Origin of the sequence: Clostridium hominis, from assembly GCF_014287825.1 — a bacterium.
Taxonomy (GTDB): domain Bacteria; phylum Bacillota; class Clostridia; order Clostridiales; family Clostridiaceae; genus Clostridium; species Clostridium hominis.
Genome location: NZ_JACOOO010000004.1, coordinates 210322 through 231042 on the forward strand (window position 1 = coordinate 210322; position 20721 = coordinate 231042).

Genomic DNA, 20721 nt, shown 5'->3' on the forward strand with positions numbered 1-20721 from the left:
TATGAGTATTTATGATTTAATAATTATAGGTGGCGGTGCATCTGGTATGCTATGTGCCATTAAAGCAAAGAAAAATGGTATAAAAAATATTCTTGTAATAGAAAAAAATTCCTCTCTAGGTGGAGCACTGAATCTCGCAAATTATAATATAAGCTCTACAAGAAATCTAACTGGTCAAGAATACTTAAAAGATTTATTTGATCAATATTCCAAATTAAATATTGATACTTATTTCAATACGATGGTTATTAATATAAATGATTCTGGAAAAATTGTTTGCTTAAGTCCCGAACGAGGAATGGAAGATCTATCTGCCAAAAATATAATATTAACTAATGGAGCTAAAGAAAAAGGCAAAAATGCTTTAAATATACCTGGTGATAGATGTGCTGGTGTACTAACTCTTGGAACTGCCAAAAATATTTTAAATATTGATGGTATTGTACCAGGAAAGAATATAGTTATTTACGGAACTGAAAACCTACATTTAATTTTAGAGGACTTGAAAAAACATAATCTTAATATCACTGCAATAATATGTGAAAATTCTAATGATGAAGCATTTAAAATAACTAATAATATATATGAAAAATATCATATTACAAGCATATTAGGTTTTGATAGAGTTAACTCAATTAAAATCTCTAATGGTTCTAATGAAAAAGAAATTAAATGTGATACTGTAATATTAGCTCTAGGAATGTTATCTGACGGATTAGTATCACTTAGAAGTAATATAGCCTTAAATCCTGAAACTACAGGTCCTAAAGTTGACCAAAATCTTGAGACATCAAGAAAAAATATTTTTGCCTGTGGTAACGGAATTTATATACACAACTCTATTGAAGAAATTGAACTTGAAGTTAATAAGTTAATAGATTACATATCTAACTTATAATACTTCTATCCTCTAGATTTTATATAGTTTTTTTTAAAATTGCTATTAAGATTGTGGGCAATTTAGAAAAAAGAATGACCATAAATCAGAAAGTTGAAAATAAAAAAGATCCAGATAATATTATATTACTAAGGGAAATAAGAGATTTGCTTAAAATAAATATTGATAACTTTACACATACAGATAACAAACCTAACAGTTAAAATCTTCTTTAATTTAAAAGTATATAAAATTAAGCCGTACATAATTATACGGCTTAATGAATGCAATTTTTTATTATATTAAGTATTTATACTACTAATCTTTTCCTTATCTTTTATATTCTCTTTTTTTATATACTTTTCTTTTAATAACGTAAATATTACTAAAGTTACAGTTACCCCCATAGTAACATCTGAGGCAAAGTGAGCTCCAACTATAATTCTACTTATTGGAACTAAAACTATCCACAATGTAGCAAAACCTATAAACCAATTTTTCTTATCTTTCAAACTAGTTACAAATGTTGGTATTAAGGTAATCCAAATCATAATTGCTGCATTTGCACTATGTCCTGAAGGAAATGACATAAACTCATTATTAGTTGTAAATCTTTGAGGAATAAACCACATTGAAAATCCTTCAAATGCCCCTGTAGCAACCATGTTTCTATAACGTTCTCTTCCCCAACCCATCTTGATTAAGTTAAAAGCTATTGTTACAAATACAAAAGTTAGTAATCCTACAATAGCAGCTTTACGTAATTCTTCTCTATTAGTTTTAGTATACTTCTTAGCAATTATATAAAAAAGTCCAACATATAAAATAGCAAGCAAAGGAATTAACAACGTAGGTCCACTTAAATATTTTACTGGTAACATTGCTGCCATTAACGCAAATAAAACCACTAAAACTGAATATCCTATCGTTCCTAAAATGTATTTTACTGACCTATCTTTATTCCTAGTTATCATTAAGCTCATACTGCAAAATGATGCAATTAACGCAGCTGGAAACTCCCCAATAGCTTCAAAGATAAACCCAAATGTACTTTGCTGATTATAAATTGCCTTTGAAATCTGCAAATCTGTAAATGCAAATATCACCAATAAAGATCCAATAATTAATAGACCGATTTTATAACTTTTTTTCATACCCTCATACATCCTTTTATTTAAAATATTTAAGCTTAAATTTACCCGTTATTTAGAATATTTTAGAATAAAATTACCCATTTCTATAGCACAATCTTCACTTTGAGGATATACCCCTATATTGTCTCCATATGCATGTCCAAATCCTTTATATAACACAGTTGTTGTATCAACTCCAGCTTTAGCTAGCTTTGCCGCATAAGCTAGACATTCTACCTTTAAATAATCATGTTCACCAACAGTTATAAATGTTGGAGGTAATCCTTTTGGATCTCTAATGTATGGAGTTAAATACTGGTTGCTAGCATCTGAAGTACCTAAAATATCCTCTAATCCTCCTGTCATACCACTAAACATACCTAACATCATCTCAAGTCCTGCTCTATGCTTTGGAGCCATCTCATATTCATCCATACTCCACTTCTTAAAGAATTCATCCTCAGCACCAATCATATTTACAGTAGGATATAATAATAATTGTCCTTTAACCATACCTGTTTTAGCTTCGAAATCTCTTGTAGTGCAATATTGTGTTAAGTTTCCACCTGCACTATCTCCAGCTACAAATATATTCTTATTATCTCCACCTAGTTTCTCTGCATTTTCATAAATCCATTCTAATACTGAGTAACAATCCTCGTGTCCAGTTGGATATGGATTTTCTGGTGCTAAACGATAATCTACTGAAAATGCTAATATATCAGTCTTTTCAACTATTAATTTTACTAATTCCTCAACAACATCTGGAGATCCTCCAAAGAATCCACCACCATGAATGAAATAAAGTATTGGCGCATTTTCTTTCATAGTTTCAGATTTATAAATACGTACTGGAACTTTATATCCATCAGCGGCTGCAACGCTCTCACGAATAATATCAATTTTCTTTTCAACAATTGGAGTGCTCTTAATTTCTCCAAACATTTTTCTTAATTTTTCAATACCTTTTGGAGATGTATCCATCTTCATCATACTTTTAGGCATAAACTTCATTAATGTAAGTTGCTTTTTCATATCCCTATAAAGACGAGGATCCATTGCTCCTTTTTCATCACTATCAGGTAAATTCTTAATCAATACCTTAGCTCCTTTAATATGAACCACTTCTTGTCTTTCAACTATTTTATTTAATAGCTCTTGTGAATATCTTCTACTCATTTTTCACTCTCCATCCTTATTCATTTCAATTATTTAAACCTTTTCAAAAGAATTTAAAAGTTAAGCGCACATTTTGCTCTTTCCAAATATGTGCGCTTAATTTCTCATCTAAATTTTATCATTTTTAATACCCTTATAGTTGTAATTTATTGTCCACTTTTCTGCCATTTCTTGACTCTTTATAAATTGACGATATCTAGATGGAGTAATATTATATTTTTCTTTAAATATAGTTATAAAGGATTTTACATTAGAAAATCCATGTGTACTCGCTATATCCTGAATATTATTATTACTATTAATTAACTCTTCATAAGCCTTAGAAAATCTATAGTTTGCTAAGTATACTTTATAAGTTGTTCCAAACCATTCGTGAAACTTTCTTGAGAAATATTCACTACTCATATAAAATTGTTTGGAAATTCTGTCTAATGTTAATTCTTCTCTATAGTTTTCACCTATATACATTAGAATTTCCTTTTGTTTATCTCTATATTTAAAATAATTTTCTAAGTTAGAATTATTCTCTTCAACTGTAAAATCTGATAATAGAATATATAGTATTTCATATAGATATGAGTTAATCTTAATATAATCTAATTCTTTAGGATTCAAATATATATCTTTAATCTCTAAAAAAATATCTACCATTCTTGACTTACTACTACTATCTTTTGAAATATCAAATCTAATATTATCAATATTAGGATATACATTTTTTATAAAGTCATAAGACAAAACTAAAATAATTCCACCACAGGATTTACCTTGTTTTTTCTCTATTTCATGTACATCCCCACTATTTACAAAAATAAATTCACCGCTATTAACTTTAATCTTTTTACCATTTATAAAACCTTCTACTTCACCTTCAACTAAAAATGTTATCTCGATACTTCTATGCCAATGCGCTCCTATATAGAAAGCACCTTTCGCATCAAAATTTTCTTTTCCTAAATAACCCAACATAGCCGGTAAATTAGGATTTAAATTTACTTTTTCATATGTAACTCCATTCATAATATCCTCCCCTTTTTCACTAATACCATTTAATATTGCTACTATTTATTTAATTTGTTAAGGGAATAAGTTTATCTGGTTCATCATCTTTCCTCTCTAATAAAGATATTCCTTTCAAATTATTATCTTTAAGATATTGAATTAATTTTTCTCTTTCTAGCTGAATTATATCGCTATAATCCATATTATAATCTAGTATTTTATCAGCCAAACCTTCTATCTCTTTACCTGATACTGGCATAGTGCAAAACTCTCTTATAGATGATACTAACAACCCACCATCTAAGGCTCGTTTAAGTTCTTCTAAAACATATGCTCCATTTTCATCGTTACCATAAGTTATAGCATATGATGACATTCCTCCACTTTCAAACTCTAAAATATTATCATTTAAACTATAATTACTAATAAAAACAGTGGCAAATATCTTTAGCTTATTTTCCTCTGAATAATATCCAAATATCTTTGGGGTTACTATTAAAATATCTTCTTTTATATAACCTCCCCCATCTTCCTCTATTGTTTTGCATACTAATTCTTCAATTAAATCTTCATCTATAGTATCACTTTTATTTTCTTGTGGCTCTTTAAAATACTTCTTTGCACTTTCATAATCTTCTTTTTTAATTTCATAAATTGCTACATATGGTATCTCTAAGTAATATTTATTTTTATCTTTATAAATGTAATATCTAGTATTAAGTATATTTAATTCTAAATAATCTGTATAATAAGGAGAATCATTATAGCTTGTTTTATTTGTTTTTCTTCCATTAGTTATAATCTTTACTACCTCTTCTTCAAGATAATAGCTGCTTAAGGATTTTACAAAAAGAGCAGCATCATAAGCATTAACCTCTGTTTTATAATACTTAATATTATTATCACAGCTTACCTTAACAGTCTGTGGCATCTCCTTATAAAATCCTAGCTTATATTCATTTTGACCATCGCTATAAACTGTTATATCCTCTGTAACATCATCTGGTAGTTTAATATTATCTTCACTCCAATTTTCTATTCCCTTTTTTATATTTTTACTAAAAACATCCCCTGGTAAGATATATGCTCCTTTTTCATTTCCACTTATAATAACCTTTGAAGATATTGATATTTCTTCTAATACTTTATTAATATCTAAAAGTGATTCATCAGCTTTTATCGGATTAAACATTAAACCTACACCTACAATTATTACAACTACAATTGATATTATGGTAATCCAAAATCTTGGCTTCTTATAATTAAGAACATTTTTTATTCTGCTCTTAACCTCTCCTTCTCCAAATGCTATAGGGGTTATACCAAATGCCTTCTTTTCAGTTGCAAATGCTAATAAAGACATAGAGTATTCTTTTTTTATTTCACTTCCTATTTCTTTTATTACTGCTTCATCACATGCCATTTCCATATCCTTTGACATTAATATAAACGAAAGCCATACCAGTGGATTAAAACAGTGAATAATTAAAGCTATATATGCTATTATCTTTATTAGATAATCATTTCTCTTTATATGAATTCTTTCATGAGCTAATATATATTGCTCTTCAGACGTTGAAAGTCCTTTAGGAATATATATTTTAGGATTTATTATTCCTAATACAAACGCTGTATCAATATCGCTATTTTCATATATATTTTCTCTAATTAATCTAGAGCATTTTAAATGTTTCTTTAACTTTATAAATGAATAACTACTATAAAAAATAATAATGGAAATTGCCATAATCCAAACTTTAGATGCTACAGATATGATGTGTATTGGATTTTTAGCATTATTAGATGTATTTATTTGATTTGTTTTTATATTATCAGTTGAATTCTCTTCTTCGTAAGTATACTTTGATAAATTCTCTGAGGAATAATCTATATAATTAATTAGTGGTTTATTTATGTTTATACTTCCATCTGATATTGAATTATTAGGTATAAAGCTTAACTTACTTTCAAAAGAAATAGGACATAGTAATCTAAATAATACTACTCCCCATAACATATAAGAAAAAATCTTAGGACATCTCTTTAAAAGTAACCTTGCAATTAATACAAATACTATTACATACGAAGAGGTTATACTCATTTTTAATACAGTTAAAAATATATTACTCATCACTAATCCTCCTCATATTTATCTATTAATTCTTTTAGCTCATCTGCCTGCTTTTTGCTTAATCTTTTATTTCCCATAAACGCTGCTAAAAACTTAGGTAATGAACCTCCGAAGGTATCTTCAACAAACTCTTCACTTTTGTATTTAAGATATTCTTCCTTAGAAATAATAGAAGTAACTATTGAATTATTATTTTCTAGTACCCCTCTTAAACATAACTTTTTTAATACTGTATATGTAGTTGATTTCTTCCAATTAAATCTCTCTTCACATAAATCAACAAGTTCTCCTGATTTTATAGGCTCATTCCCCCATATAATCTCAGCAAACTTCATTTCACCTTCTGCTAATTTATACTGTTTCATCCCCTTCACCTCCTAGGTCTATTATCAATAGACTTCCATTACCTTTAGTCTATCATCAGTAGACCTAATTGTAAATATATAACTTAACTAATTTGGTATTAAATTGAATAAAAAAATACGAAGCAATTTTTCAGATGAAATATTAGCTTTCTCTAAAATACTTTCATCTAAACTGCTTCGTAATTTATTCTCCATACTTTTTATCATATTTAACTTTTACTTTTATCTTAGGATATTTTTCACAAAACTGACTAATTACATAATAACAGCTTGGACACGGTTCCCACTTACTATACAAAGTAAGTTCTCCCTCATCTTTTAATACCTTACTTTCAATTTGTTTATTTATCTCTTCAAATATCTTCTTTTCACTATCATTAACTCTTTTATATCCAATCCCAAGCTTTCCTAGTTTATTAACCTTACAAGCTTCAAAAGCAGCCTTTTCTATATCAGGTGAATCACAATATCCAATTACATTATTTTTACCACTTATAGATTTGAATTCTTTATTATCAAAGGTTACAATAGCAATATTTATAGTATCTTGAAGCGCTTGGCTTTGATCTATTTTAACATCATTTTCTTTGCTTCCACATGATTTCATATACTTATTTAAATTCTTTATTAGCCTTTCCATCCTTGGAATATTATTATTCAAATGCTGATGATATTCTATTGTACCTTTTACAGGCTTAATATAATTCTTATCAATTTCTTTAGGTAATTCTATAGATAAAGTTTTAACTCTTTTCTCTAAATTGTATTTTTCATATATTCTATCATTATTGTTAGATACCATATTTTTTAATAGCTCTATATCTTTAGCATAAACATGTTGATCACTTAATTCTTTTTCAATATCACATATTTTCTCTTTTTCACTTTGGCTCATAGAACTAAAGACCTTGGGCTTTAAATCTTCAATAATATTTATTATCTCATCTACATCATCTTGAATACTTGGCTCCCTTTCGTATTCCTCTCTGTCTATATGTAATGTTCTTATTCCACTTATTTGACTACACAGCTTGTCATGGCTCTCTTCAAATAATATTATCTTTTCAACGTAATCAATAAATCCATTTATATTATCAACTCTAAATGTATGCTCTTCACCTTTAATTAACCTATATAACTTATCAACTATATTTTTTTCTATATTAAACATTTCTGATATTTCTTTTTTTAAATCCTCTTCTTCAATTTTACTTAATATATATCCTTCTTTTATAGAAGCTTCTTTAAAATCTCTTATGTTACATATATCTATTCTTGATTTCTTTCTCTTCTTTAAGGCTATATTCTCTTCTATCATATCTACCTCTCATCTTTTGATTAATTAAAATTACATTTTATTATATCAAGAACTATCATTTTAAAATAGGTTATTTATTAGAAGTACTAGTTATATATAGCAAAAAGCCTACAAAATAAAATGTAGACTTTTTAATCAAATAACTTTTCTTCTAACTCATGAAATTTTAAGATAGTTATGCTATTTCTATCAAAATCTATAATATTTTCATCTCTTAACTTTATTAGCTCCCTTGATAATGAAGGCCTTGGTATTCCTAAGTATGCTGCTATATCTTCTTTGCTTTCATTAATCATAATAACATTGGAGTTTGCTACATTACTTTTTTCTAATATATAGTCAACTACCTTATGCTTAACAGATTTTAATGATGTGCTTTTAACTTTTTTATTTAGCATAATCACTTTATCACTTAAAAGCGTAACAAAATTTTCTAATATCCTTTCATTGCTAGAACATAATTTCATTATTTCTTTTTTATTTATAAAAATAATCTTACAATTACTTTTAGCAATAACTGTAGCTGGATATAAAGCTGTACTTGATATAACAAGTGCTTCGCCAAAAACATCCCCTGCCGATAACTTAGCTAAAACTATACTCTTTCCACTTGAGTAAATTCTCTCAAGCTGAATACTTCCCGCTTCTATTATTCCAATATTTTTGCAAGCATCACCTTCTTGGAATAATATTTGTCCCTTATTGTAACTTACTTCTGAATATTTTATATAAGAGAATATTTCTTCTATTTTCTCATCACTTACTCCCTTAAAAAGAAAATTATTATTTAATTTATTTTTCATAATAAACTCCTACACTATTATATTGTAAAATAAGCCAATGAATTATCTATATCATTAGCTTATTCTTATATTTTAATTATAAATATTTATATATTCAAATTTAATATTTATTCTAGATTCCATTCACAGGTAATATATAGCTTATTGTCTATCTGCTCAGCCGTTATAATTCCATTCATTTTTTCCATCAATGTTTTTACTATAGCTAGTCCAAGTCCAGTACTTTTAGTTGTTCTACTCTTATCACTACTTTTATAAAATTTATCAAATATTTTTTTAGTATCTATTCTTTTATTATCTTCTAAAGAATTCATTATACTTAGAGTAACTTTATTATCTTTTTGTGTTAAATCAATAGCTACTTCATTACTAGAATATTTTAAAACATTGCTCATTAAATTTTCTATTACTCTTACTATGCTCTTTTTATCTGCAACTATATCGTCTACTTTTTCTAAATTAATCTTAGGTTCTATATTTCTTTTTTCTAACCTTTCATAAAATTCTACTAAAGTATCACATACTATATCATTTATATTTACATACTCAAGGCATAAACTATATTCAGAACTTTGAGCTACTGAAAGAGCAAAAAAGTCATCTAGCATTATTTCTAAATCTTTTGCTTTATTTTCTACCCTACGGAGATATTCCATATTTTTATCATCAATATTAGATTTTACCTTTATCATTTGTATATAACCAACTATAGACGTTAATGGTGTTCTTAGGTCATGAGATATATTGGCTATCATCTCTTTTAAATCCTCTTTTGATTTTATTTCCTTTAATCTAAGTTCATTTCCTATTTCAATATGTCTATTTATACTTTCTGCTAAAGCTTCCACTTCTTTATTTATAAGATTAACATCTATCTTTTTTTCTGTTTTAAAATCATTATAATCATTTAATTGCCTAGCAATACTAGTCATTTCTCTTTTCATATAAAAAATATAGGTAAGTAAAAATGCTATAAAAATTATAAGCCCCCATACTAAAAATATCATTTTTACTTACCTCCTAAGTTAAAATCTAAATTTATAATTTAATTACTTAATCTCTTTTTTACTAAATATAATTATTCCCAAAAATGTAGATATTATGATTATTAAGAATACTTTTATCAAATATGATATAAAATCAACACTTTCCGGTACCTGAGCTAAAGTTCTTATCATTGAGTATGGTATAAAGCTAGTAATTTTAATTGACAATGCTGGTTCTAACATAGTTAATCCTAATATTTCAGCTATAGCTATAGCTGATATAACTTCTGAGTTTTGAATCAATGTAGATAAAAATCCATATACACTTACAGTAGCTGCCACTACACTTATATATAATATCAAGACTTTAACTATTAGCAATAATTCTATATTATATATTTTAAATACAATACATGTTATTGATAATATAGATAAAAATACTATAATTATTAATATTGATATACCTACTATTAATGAAATTACTTGTGATAAATATATCTTCCATCTTTCATATCCATAAGCAACAGTAGCTTTCATTATTCCACTTCTTTTTCTTGAAATTATAGCAGTAGAAGTTAATACTATTGCAATAATATAAAGACCTGCTCCTGAACCTAAAGCATTTATAAGTAAATCCCTAAATGCAGCGCCTTGCTCCAAGCCTATCATAAAGCCTCTTCTTACTCCATTACTTGTAAAAGCCATTATCCACAGCTCTGCATCTGTAAAAATAGCAAGTGATAAAACAAAAATAGTTACTCCTAAAGCTCCAATTGCACAACTTTTATATGTTTTACTTCTAAATAATCTATATAAATCTGATTTTATTAAATTAACCATTACAGTTACCCTCCATTACATTCACTACATAATCTTCTAAGCTCTCGCCTCTTGTAACCATATGACTAATTAAAACATCTTCTTTAGCTAATTCCTTTGTTATAATACTAGCTTTATCTAAATCTTCATATATGTTAATAATATTATCATTAAGAACTTTATAATCATTAATACTTAATATATTTTCTAAAACCCACGTGCATTTTTCTCTATTATCTACCTTTATTTCAAGAACCATTTTTGATTTTTCTTTTAATTCTTCCATAGATAATTCTTCAACTAACCTTCCGCTATTCATTATTCCATAAGTAGTTGATAATTGACTTAATTCACTTAATATATGACTTGAAATAAGGATTGTTATCCCCTTTTCTCTATTAAGCTTTTTAAGTAACTCTCTCATTTTAACTATTCCCACTGGGTCTAATCCATTAGTTGGTTCATCTAAAATTAAAAACTCTGGATCTCCTAAAAGTGCCATAGCTAGCCCAAGCTTTTGCTTCATACCTAGTGAGTAATCTTTTATAAGCTTTCCTTCAACACTTTCTAACCCAACTAGCTTTAATTTTTCCTCTACACAGCTCTCCCCTGGTATTCCTTTATATATCCTTAAATACTCTAAGTTGTTATAAGCATCCATATCATCAAAAAATGCTGGTGTTTCTATTAAAACCCCAATTCTTTTTCTATTTTTTATTTTAGACTTATTTTCTTCAAATAGCTCTAAATCTCCACTTGTTTCTGAAATAAGTCCTGCTATTATTCTCATCAAAGTTGTTTTTCCTGCACCATTTTTACCTATAAGCCCATAAATATCTCCTTTTTTAATATTTATACTTACATCTTTTAGTACAAAGTTACTTTTATATTTTTTACATATCTTATTTGTTTTTACAATGTAGTTTTTCATTAAAACTCCCCCTTCGCTATGCTTTTATGATAAACATAGAACTCTAAGTAACTTCTAAAAAAGTCTTAAGAAAGTCTTAATTCGTATTTAATTTATATCCTATTCCCCATATGGTTTTTATATAGCTTTCCTTAGCACCAGCTTTTTTAATTTTATTTCTTAAATTACTTATGTGTACTGTTATTGTATTATCATCACAAAGGAAATCTTCTCCCCAAACGCTCCTAAAAAGATTGTTTTTAGAAAATACTTTGTCAGGATACTTAACCATAAGCTCTAATATATCAAACTCAATACTAGTAAGAGTTAGTTCTTGTCCATTCACTTTAACTACTCTACTTTCAGGAAATATCTCTATTTCTTTATACTTATTATCATTTTTAATTTCTATATTACCTGAATACCTTCTCATATTAACTTCAATTCTAGCTAATACTTCATCTATATCAAAGGGCTTACTTATAAAATCATCTGCACCAGCTCTTAAAATTTTAGCCTTTAACCCCTTTTCTTCCTTTGCTGATATTATTATAATTGGCATATTACTCTTTTCTCTAATTATGCTCAAAAGCTCGTCCCCTGATTTCCCTGGCAACATTAAATCTAGTAGCACCAAATCATATTTATCATTTTCTAAATATATTAAAGCTTCTGTTCCTGAATATGCTGATTTAGCTTTATATCCATCATCCGTCACCATATCGTATAGTAAGGCATTTATATCATTATCATCTTCAACGATTAAAATATTTCCTTTGCACATATAATACTCATCCCTTTTCTCTCCTATAATACATTTATTTTACATAACTTTTCAAAGTTAATAAATATTAATCTTTATATAAAAGAAAAAAATAGTAGTTTCAACTCTTAAAATATAAACTATTAAATAAAATATAGTTTATATGAAATCTACTCCTACTACTTTTTATATTATTATTTTAATCTATACATTATAGCTTCGTATGGTCTTAACTTTAAATTCTCTAGTAATGTACTAGAATCACTATAGTTACTTAATAAAATTTCTGCAAAATTAGAATCATGATTTAATTTAAAATTTACTTCATCACAATAGAAATTACAAACTACTAATATCTTATCCTCATTTAATTCTCTTATATAAGCAAAAATATTCTTATCCTCTGGGCATAATAACTTATAATCTCCATAAATTATCGTATCATTATGCTTTCTTATATCTATAAGCTTCTTATAATGATGGAATATTGAGTTTTTGTCTTCTAATGCTTTTTTTGCATTTATATCTTTATAATTTCTATTAACTGCAAGCCATGGTTTTCCTGTTGTAAATCCTGAATTTTCTGAGTCATCCCATTGCATTGGAGTTCTAGCATTATCTCTTCCTTTAATATAAATAGAATTCATTATGTCATCATGAGCATATCCCTTTGAAATTCTATCCTTATACATATTTAAAGTTTCAATATCATTATATTCATTAATATTTTCAAGTCTTATATTTGTCATTCCAAGTTCTTCACCTTGGTAAATATAAGGGGTTCCCTTCATTCCATGAAGAAGAGTTGCAAGCATTTTAGCACTTTCTACTCTGTACTCTTTATCATTTCCCCACCTTGAAACTATTCTTGGAAGGTCATGATTATTCCAGAATAAACTATTCCAACCTTCACCATCAAGCTCTGTTTGCCACTTAGATAATACTTTCTTTAAATCTAATAAATCTAAAGGTTTCACATCCCACTTTTCTTTACCTTCAATTTGATCTAAGCCTATATGTTCAAATTGGAATACCATGCTCAATTCATTTCTTTCTGGATTTGAATAAAGCTTAGCTACTTCTGGAGTAGCTCCCCATGTTTCTCCAACAGTTAATAAATCATTTCCTTCTAAGGCAGCTTTATTCATTTCTTGTAAGTATTCATGTAGTTTGGGACCGTTTCCGGTAATGCTATCATCTGGTACCTTACCTATAAGATCTATAACATCCATTCTAAACCCACCAATACCTTTATCAACCCAGAAATTCATCATATTATAAACTTCTTTTCTAACCTTTTCATTTTCCCAATTTAAATCTGGTTGCTTCTTACTAAATAAATGTAAATAATATTGTCCTGATTCTTCATCATATTGCCATGCACTACCACTGAAACATGATCCTAAATCATTTGGCTCTTTTCCATTAACAGGATCTCTCCAAATATAATAATCCCTATATTCATTATCCTTAGACTTTTTAGCCTCTATAAACCACTTATGTTCATCAGATGTATGATTAACAACTAAATCCATAACAATCTTAATATTTCTATTCTTAGCTTCACTTAAAAGTTTGTCCATATCTTCCATAGTTCCAAACTCATCCATGATATCGCAATAATCACTTATATCATATCCATTATCATCATTTGGAGATTTATAAACAGGACTAAGCCATATTACATCTATTCCTAACTCCTTAAGATAATCTAATTTTTCTATTATTCCGTTTATATCTCCTATCCCATCCCCATTGCTGTCATTAAAGCTTCGTGGATATATTTGATATACTACTGAACTATGCCACCATTTTCTTTCCATAATTCTCTCCTCCGCTTAAATAAATATAATTATTTACAATAATTTATTAAGGAAACTCACTACTCACATACCTTCGTATGAGTAACTTTAAGTCGCCAAATTTGAAGTTGGACTTTCAGTTATTGTTAAGTTAATTCCTTATAGTAATTATACATAAAAACTCTACCTATGTGTAAAATTTTTCTATTATTTATAAATTATAAATAATATATATACCATCTATACTCATCCAAATAATATTAACAAGATCATTTTTCACAAAAAAGGAACAAGAATAAACTTGTTCCACTTATTTTTATAGTATTTCTCCATTAGATTCAATAACTTTTTTATACCAATAAAATGATTTTTTTCTCCTTCTTTCAAGAGTTCCATTACCTTCATTATCTTTATCAACATAGATAAATCCATATCTCTTTTTCATTTCTCCTGTCCCAGCACTGATCAAATCAATACATCCCCAAGGAGTATATCCTATCATTTCTACTCCATCAATTGTTATAGCTTTTTTCATTTCAGATATATGCTGTTTTAAATAATCAATTCTATAGTCATCATTAATTGAACCATCCTCTTCTATTGTATCAACAGCTCCAAATCCATTTTCTACACAGAATAATGGTATTTCATATCTGTTATAAAGATTGTTTAATGATATTCTAAATCCAACTGGATCTACTTGCCATCCCCAATCTGAAGCTTTAAGATAAGGATTTTTTATACCTTTCATCATATTACCACCAGTAAGTTTTTTACCATTATTTTCTCCACTTACAACGAATGTCATATAATAGCTAAATCCGATGAAATCTACTGTTCCTTCTTTTAGTATTTCTTCATCTTTATCTTCCATCTTTATTTCAATATTATTTTTTTTGAAATATTGTTTCATATATTGTGGATAACGTCCTTTTGCTTGAACATCACTGAAGAAATAATGTCTATTCATAAAATTATTTGCAGCTAAAACATCATCTGGATTACAAGTTTCAGCATATGCTAGTGGATAAAGAAGCATACATCCAATTTTGAAATCAGGATTTATTTCATGCCCTAGTTTAACAGCTTTTGCACTAGCAATAAATTGATGATGTGCCGCTTGGTAAACTACTTGTTCTTTTTTTTCATTTTCTTTTATCTTAATTCCAGCTGACATAAATGGATGAAGTGTTATTACATTTATCTCATTAAAAGTCATCCAATGTTTAACTTTATTTTTATATCTATTGAATATTACATTGCAATAATTCACATAAAAATCAACTAATCTTCTATCTCTCCATGAACCATACTTTTCAACTAACCCATAAGGCATTTCATAGTGTGAAATTGTTACGATAGGTTCTATTCCATTTTTTAAACATTCATCAAATAAATCATCATAATACTTTAAACCTTCTTCATTAGGCTCTAATTCATCACCTTGGGGAAATATTCTAGTCCAAGCTATTGATGTTCTAAAACACTTAAAGCCCATTTCCGCAAATAATGCTATATCTTCTTTATATCTATGATAAAAATCTATAGCTTCATGGGATGGATAATACTTACCTTCTAAAATACCATCTGTAAATTCTCTTGGAACACCTAAAGCACCTGCTGTTGTAACATCTGAAGTGCTAATTCCCTTACCGCCAACATTCCATGCTCCTTCACATTGATTAGCTGCTACGGCTCCGCCCCATAAAAAGTTTTCTGGAAATTTATCTATATTAATATTCATAACTAATTCCTCCAGCTTCTAATTATAATACTGTTATTATCTCATCACCTTGTTTTACTGACTCTACATTGCTCGCCATAACTTCTAAGTAATCCATCGTATTAGTAACAATTATTGGTGTTATAACATCATATCCTTTGTTTTTTATAGCGTCCTTATCAAATTCTACTAACTTGTCTCCTACATTAACTCTATCTCCATTTTTAACAAAGACATTAAAATGTTCTCCTTCAAGTTTTACTGTATCTAAACCTATATGAATTAAAATTTCGGCACCATCATCTGATTTTAAACCTATTGCATGTTTAGTATTAAATACCATTTCAACTGTACCATTTATAGGTGAAACCACTTTACCTTCTGTTGGTATTATAGCAATACCTTTTCCCATGATTTCCTCTGCAAAAGTTAAGTCATTTACTGAAGATAATGGAACTGCTTCACCATTTATAGGACTCATTATAGAAATTTTATTTTTTAAAGGTTTAATATCTGTATTTTCTTCTAATTCTTCTGTCTCTTCAACCTCGTCTTCAAAACCTAAAATCCAAGTTAATGCAAAAGTAACAACAAACCCTATAGCAGAAGCAATTAATATATTAATAATGTTAGAAATTTCTGGTCCTATGTACGCTGGAACTCCTACTAAAGCAGCACCACCTGGAGTAAATACTTTTACTCCTGTTATACCTGCATAAAGACCACCAATTGCCCCACCAGCTAACACTGCATAAAAAGGCTTTTTAAGTTTTAAATTGACACCATACATAGCAGGTTCAGTAATTCCAATTACAGCTGTTGCACCAGTTGATGCTGCTAATTGTTTAAGATCTGAATTTTTACTCTTTACGCTAACACATAATGCTGCTGCACCTTGGCAAACATTAGCTACTAACATCCCTGGAAAAATTGTTTGATATCCTGAAGTAGCTAATTGAGTAAATATAGCTGGGTAAAGGCTATAATGCATACCTGTCATTACTAATAATGGTGATAATCCACCCATAATTAATGGAAGCGCCCAAGTTGCTTTACTATCAATAGTCATTATTATATTAGCTAATACACCACCAATAATATCTCCTAAAGGTCCAATAGCAATTAATCCAATTGGTGCAGTAACAACAATAACTAAAAGTGGTACAAATACTACTCTTAAGGCCTTAGGTACTATCTTAATTACAACTCTTTCAACATAAGACATTAACCAAACTATAAGTATTATCGGAATAACTGATGAGCCATATTTAACAAGCCTAACTGGTAATCCAAAAAAGGCAACCGGGTCTCCAGCACTTACTAATGCTGAAAAATTCGGATGTAATAACACTGCCCCCATAACCATTGCTAAGTATGGTGAAGCCTTAAATTTAATGGCTGCTGTATATGCTAATAAAATTGGTAAAAAGAAGAATGCCGCATCTCCTATAAAGTTTAAAATATAATAAGTTTGTGTTTCTGTTGAAATCCATCCAAAGGCCACAAATAAACTTAAGAATGCCTTTATCATAGCACAACCAGCAATAGCAGGTATAACTGGGGTAAATATTCCTGCTATAGTATCCATTGCAGATGTCATAATACCCTTTTTAGGACCTTTAACATCTTCGTTTGTTGATTTAAAATTTCCTAACTTCATAAGCTCTTTGTAAACATCTGATACATTATTTCCAATAATAACTTGGAACTGACCACCTTGGTTTACATTTCCCATTACTCCCTTGATCTTCTTAATCTTGTCAACATTAGCTTTAGATTCATCTTTTAGATTAAATCTTAACCTTGTTACACAGTGGGTAACGTGAGCAACATTCTCTTTGCCCCCAACATTTTCCAACACTTCTTTTGCTATTTGTTCAAATTTCATTTTTTCTCCTCCAATATGTTTTTTTATCGAAGGTTTTGCCTGCATTACCAGTAACAATCCTGAATTTTCGTACCAGATATTTCTCTGATACTTTAATCACCCCTTTAAAATAATATTTATATCTTGATAATAATCCTAATTATTACTTATTAACTTTTGAATATGGATTATTAAATATAGCATTTCTTCTTTAGATAAATCATATTTATATCTTTCTAATATAAACTTTTGAATTTTTATTACACATTTATACGCTTCACAATACTTATCTTTTACCATCTCAAATAAATCATTTTCTTCGTTATTATCATTTATTTTATTATTGAAAAGTCTTTGTGCAAAAAACTTTAAATGAGTAACAAATCTATAATAGCTTAAAGAATCTAAATCAAATTCTATATTAAAATTATATTTAACTATATTTAATATTTCTTGAATCAATTTAGTAATCCCCATAAGTATAGGCATCTCTTCATTAAGGTTTGCATTTACAAAGTGTAATGCTATAAAAGCTGCCTCATCTTCCGCTAAATTAATATCAAATTCTTTTTTTATAATTTCTAAAGCTTCTAACCCTACCTCATACTCTTCTGAGTATAATCTTTTAGTTTCCCAACTTAATCCATTAGTAACTATAATACCTTGTCTATGTCTTTCAATAGCGTTATATATATGATCAGTTAAAGATATGTATATACTTTCATTAAATTTTTTTCCCGTTTTCTCTTTTGCATATCTTATTATCTTTTCAGAAATTACAGTATACTCTAAAGGTATATTGCTTACTAGATCAATAAATTTATTATTTATATTAGGATTAGATAATGTAAATATCTTTTCAATATTTTCTTCCACAATTATGTCTTTTACTTTCTTTTTGAAAGCAATACCTTTTCCCATAACAATTATTTCTTCATTATTATCATTTATAGACGTAACAACATTATTATTTAAGATTTTTTCTATTCTAATTTAAATAACCTCCTTTACATCAAAAAAAGCAAACAAAACAATAACTAATGATAGTATACATCTATTTAAAGCCTATATACTAAAAGTTAAAGTTTTGCCTGCTTAACCAGTAACAATCTAACAATATTCAAATCATGTTTATGTTTACATACTATCATATAAAATATATTCTGACAATAATATTTTTAAATTATTATTTTTTATTAAATAAAAATACTATATTAACTAAAAAATTACTTAGCCTTAAGAACTTAATATAAGTTACCTAAGGCTAAAAATCAAATTATTTGTTATTTCCTATAGTATTAATTATTCTAAAAACATTTTTAAATCATCTTCAACGTTTGTTATTCCACCAATTCCAAAGTTTTCAACAAGTACTTTAGCTACATTTGGTGATAGGAATGCTGGTAAAGTTGGTCCTAAATGAATATTCTTAACTCCTAAATATAGTAGTGATAATAATACTATTACAGCTTTTTGTTCATACCATGCAATGTTAAAAGCTATTGGTAATTCATTTATGTCTTGTAACTCAAATACTTCTTTTAGCTTTAAAGCTATTAAAGCTAGTGAGTATGAATCGTTACATTGTCCAGCATCTAATACTCTTGGAATTCCATTTATATCTCCAAGATCTAACTTGTTATATTTATATTTTGCACATCCTGCTGTTAATATTACTGTATCTTTTGGAAGTGCCTTAGCAAAATCTGTATAGTAGTTTCTTGATTTAGCTCTTCCGTCACATCCAGCCATAACAAAGAATTTCTTTATAGCTCCAGTTTTAACAGCTTCAACAACCTGATCTGCTAATGCTAATACTTGTGCATGAGCAAATCCACCTATAATTTCACCTTGCTCAATTTCTGTTGGAGGATTACACTTTTTCGCTTGTTCAATTATTGCTGAGAAATCTTTTTTACCATTTTCATCAGCTTCTATATGAACACAACCTTCAAATCCAGCAGCACCTGTTGTATACATTCTTTCTTTATAGCTTTCATTCTTTGGTGGTACTATACAGTTAGTAGTCATTAAAATTGGTCCGTTAAAGCTTTCAAATTCTTCTCTTTGTTTCCACCATGCATTTCCATAGTTACCTACTAAATGCTTGTACTTCTTTAAGTTTGGATAGTAGTGAGCTGGTAACATTTCAGAATGAGTATAAACATCTACTCCTGTTCCTTCAGTTTGAATTAATAACTCTTCTATATCCTTTAAGTCATGTCCTGATACTAATATACCTGGATTTTTTCCTACCCCTATATTAACCTTAGTTATTTCTGGGTTTCCATAAGTTTCAGTATTAGCTTTATCTAATAAAGCCATACCATCTACCCCTACTTTACCTGTCTCTAAAGTTAAAGCAATAAGTTCATTAATAGTTAATGAGTCATCTAAAAGCTTAGCTAAAGTTTCTTGCATAAATGCATCTACTGTTTCATCCTCATAACCTAAAACATTAGCATGTTTAGAATATGCTGATAATCCCTTTAATCCATAAGTTATAAGTTCTCTTAAGCTTCTTATATCTTCATCCTTAGTTGCAAGAACTCCAACTTCACCACTATTTGACTTTTCTTTTAATATCAATTCTAATGATTTAACTTCTTTAGTTCCACTTACTACATTTTTTATCTTTTCTAATAAGCCAGCCTTCTTATCCATTTCTTCATTTGAATAAGCATCCCATAAAGCAGCTTCTGATAAATTTTCTTTATTATCTAATTTAGCTATTAACTCTGTCTTTATTCTTAAAGTTTCTTTTACTCTACTATAAAATACTTCATTATCAAAATTTGCATTAGTTATTGTTGTAAAAAGATTTAAAGTTATAAAATTATTTATTTCTTTTTTTATTGTTTTTCCTTCTTTTCTTAATCTTGTTGTTACTTCTGATAAACCTTTAGTAACATATATCAATAAATCCTGCATATTTGCGAGCTCTGGGCTTTTTCCACATACTCCAAACTTAGTGCAACCTGTACATCCAGCTGTTTCTTGACATTGAAAGCAAAACATTTTATTTTCCATTTCTATTCCTCCA

At 28.1% G+C, this 20721-nt stretch carries 18 protein-coding genes; 2 read left to right on the forward strand and 16 right to left on the reverse strand.

The window, feature by feature from the left end:
* Window position 1 precedes the first annotated feature (1 nt).
* The gene (locus tag H8S20_RS02795; RefSeq protein WP_032119779.1) at window positions 2-898 is read left to right on the forward strand and encodes an NAD(P)/FAD-dependent oxidoreductase; all 897 of its coding nucleotides are present in this window, start codon (window positions 2-4) and stop codon (window positions 896-898) included.
* Window positions 899-951: 53 nt separating this feature from the next.
* Window positions 952-1101 carry a hypothetical protein gene (locus tag H8S20_RS02800; RefSeq protein ID WP_186859233.1) on the forward strand — a complete coding sequence of 50 codons (150 nt, stop codon included), beginning with the start codon at window positions 952-954 and terminating at the stop codon, window positions 1099-1101.
* Between the two features lie 78 nt (window positions 1102-1179).
* Here H8S20_RS02800 and H8S20_RS02805 read toward each other — a convergent pair whose 3' ends face one another.
* The 16 genes from H8S20_RS02805 to hcp all read right to left on the reverse strand — a co-directional run bounded on the left by H8S20_RS02805 (window position 1180) and on the right by hcp (window position 20708).
* Complete coding sequence (locus H8S20_RS02805; RefSeq protein WP_032119780.1) at window positions 1180-2031, reverse strand: phosphatase PAP2 family protein; 852 nt, start codon at window positions 2029-2031, stop codon at window positions 1180-1182.
* A 48-nt stretch (window positions 2032-2079) separates the two neighbouring features.
* Window positions 2080-3189 carry an alpha/beta hydrolase gene (locus H8S20_RS02810; protein WP_186859234.1) on the reverse strand — a complete coding sequence of 370 codons (1110 nt, stop codon included), beginning with the start codon at window positions 3187-3189 and terminating at the stop codon, window positions 2080-2082.
* A gap of 108 nt (window positions 3190-3297) precedes the next feature.
* The gene (locus H8S20_RS02815; RefSeq protein WP_051986966.1) at window positions 3298-4209 is read right to left on the reverse strand and encodes an AraC family transcriptional regulator; all 912 of its coding nucleotides are present in this window, start codon (window positions 4207-4209) and stop codon (window positions 3298-3300) included.
* A 49-nt stretch (window positions 4210-4258) separates the two neighbouring features.
* Window positions 4259-6322, reverse strand: a complete 2064-nt coding sequence (locus tag H8S20_RS02820) for a DUF5301 domain-containing protein (RefSeq protein ID WP_051986967.1) — start codon at window positions 6320-6322, stop codon at window positions 4259-4261.
* Window positions 6323-6324: 2 nt separating this feature from the next.
* The gene (locus H8S20_RS02825) at window positions 6325-6687 is read right to left on the reverse strand and encodes a BlaI/MecI/CopY family transcriptional regulator (protein ID WP_032119782.1); all 363 of its coding nucleotides are present in this window, start codon (window positions 6685-6687) and stop codon (window positions 6325-6327) included.
* A 184-nt stretch (window positions 6688-6871) separates the two neighbouring features.
* Window positions 6872-8005, reverse strand: a complete 1134-nt coding sequence (locus H8S20_RS02830; RefSeq protein WP_032119783.1) for a deaminase domain-containing protein — start codon at window positions 8003-8005, stop codon at window positions 6872-6874.
* Between the two features lie 131 nt (window positions 8006-8136).
* Window positions 8137-8808: a Crp/Fnr family transcriptional regulator gene (locus H8S20_RS02835; protein ID WP_032119784.1), complete on the reverse strand. Its 672-nt coding sequence runs from the start codon at window positions 8806-8808 to the stop codon at window positions 8137-8139.
* Window positions 8809-8915: 107 nt separating this feature from the next.
* A complete protein-coding gene (locus H8S20_RS02840) occupies window positions 8916-9815 on the reverse strand; it encodes a sensor histidine kinase (RefSeq protein WP_032119785.1) in 900 nt (299 codons plus the stop codon).
* Window positions 9816-9857: 42 nt separating this feature from the next.
* Complete coding sequence (locus H8S20_RS02845) at window positions 9858-10634, reverse strand: hypothetical protein (RefSeq protein ID WP_032119786.1); 777 nt, start codon at window positions 10632-10634, stop codon at window positions 9858-9860.
* The gene (locus tag H8S20_RS02850; protein WP_032119787.1) at window positions 10627-11544 is read right to left on the reverse strand and encodes an ABC transporter ATP-binding protein; all 918 of its coding nucleotides are present in this window, start codon (window positions 11542-11544) and stop codon (window positions 10627-10629) included. The genes H8S20_RS02845 and H8S20_RS02850 overlap by 8 nt, the downstream gene beginning before the upstream one ends.
* A gap of 76 nt (window positions 11545-11620) precedes the next feature.
* The gene (locus H8S20_RS02855) at window positions 11621-12307 is read right to left on the reverse strand and encodes a response regulator transcription factor (RefSeq protein ID WP_032119788.1); all 687 of its coding nucleotides are present in this window, start codon (window positions 12305-12307) and stop codon (window positions 11621-11623) included.
* A 173-nt stretch (window positions 12308-12480) separates the two neighbouring features.
* Window positions 12481-14109, reverse strand: a complete 1629-nt coding sequence (locus H8S20_RS02860; RefSeq protein ID WP_186859235.1) for a glycoside hydrolase family 13 protein — start codon at window positions 14107-14109, stop codon at window positions 12481-12483.
* A gap of 295 nt (window positions 14110-14404) precedes the next feature.
* Window positions 14405-15832: a 6-phospho-beta-glucosidase gene (locus H8S20_RS02865; protein WP_032119790.1), complete on the reverse strand. Its 1428-nt coding sequence runs from the start codon at window positions 15830-15832 to the stop codon at window positions 14405-14407.
* A 22-nt stretch (window positions 15833-15854) separates the two neighbouring features.
* Window positions 15855-17699 (reverse strand): beta-glucoside-specific PTS transporter subunit IIABC, encoded by a 1845-nt coding sequence (locus H8S20_RS02870; RefSeq protein WP_032119791.1) that lies wholly within the window; start codon window positions 17697-17699, stop codon window positions 15855-15857.
* A 135-nt stretch (window positions 17700-17834) separates the two neighbouring features.
* Window positions 17835-18671, reverse strand: coding sequence for a BglG family transcription antiterminator LicT (gene licT, locus H8S20_RS20770; protein WP_032119792.1), 837 nt, complete (start codon window positions 18669-18671; stop codon window positions 17835-17837).
* Window positions 18672-18980: 309 nt separating this feature from the next.
* A complete protein-coding gene (gene hcp, locus H8S20_RS02880; RefSeq protein ID WP_032119793.1) occupies window positions 18981-20708 on the reverse strand; it encodes a hydroxylamine reductase in 1728 nt (575 codons plus the stop codon).
* Between the last annotated feature and the right edge of the window lie 13 nt (window positions 20709-20721).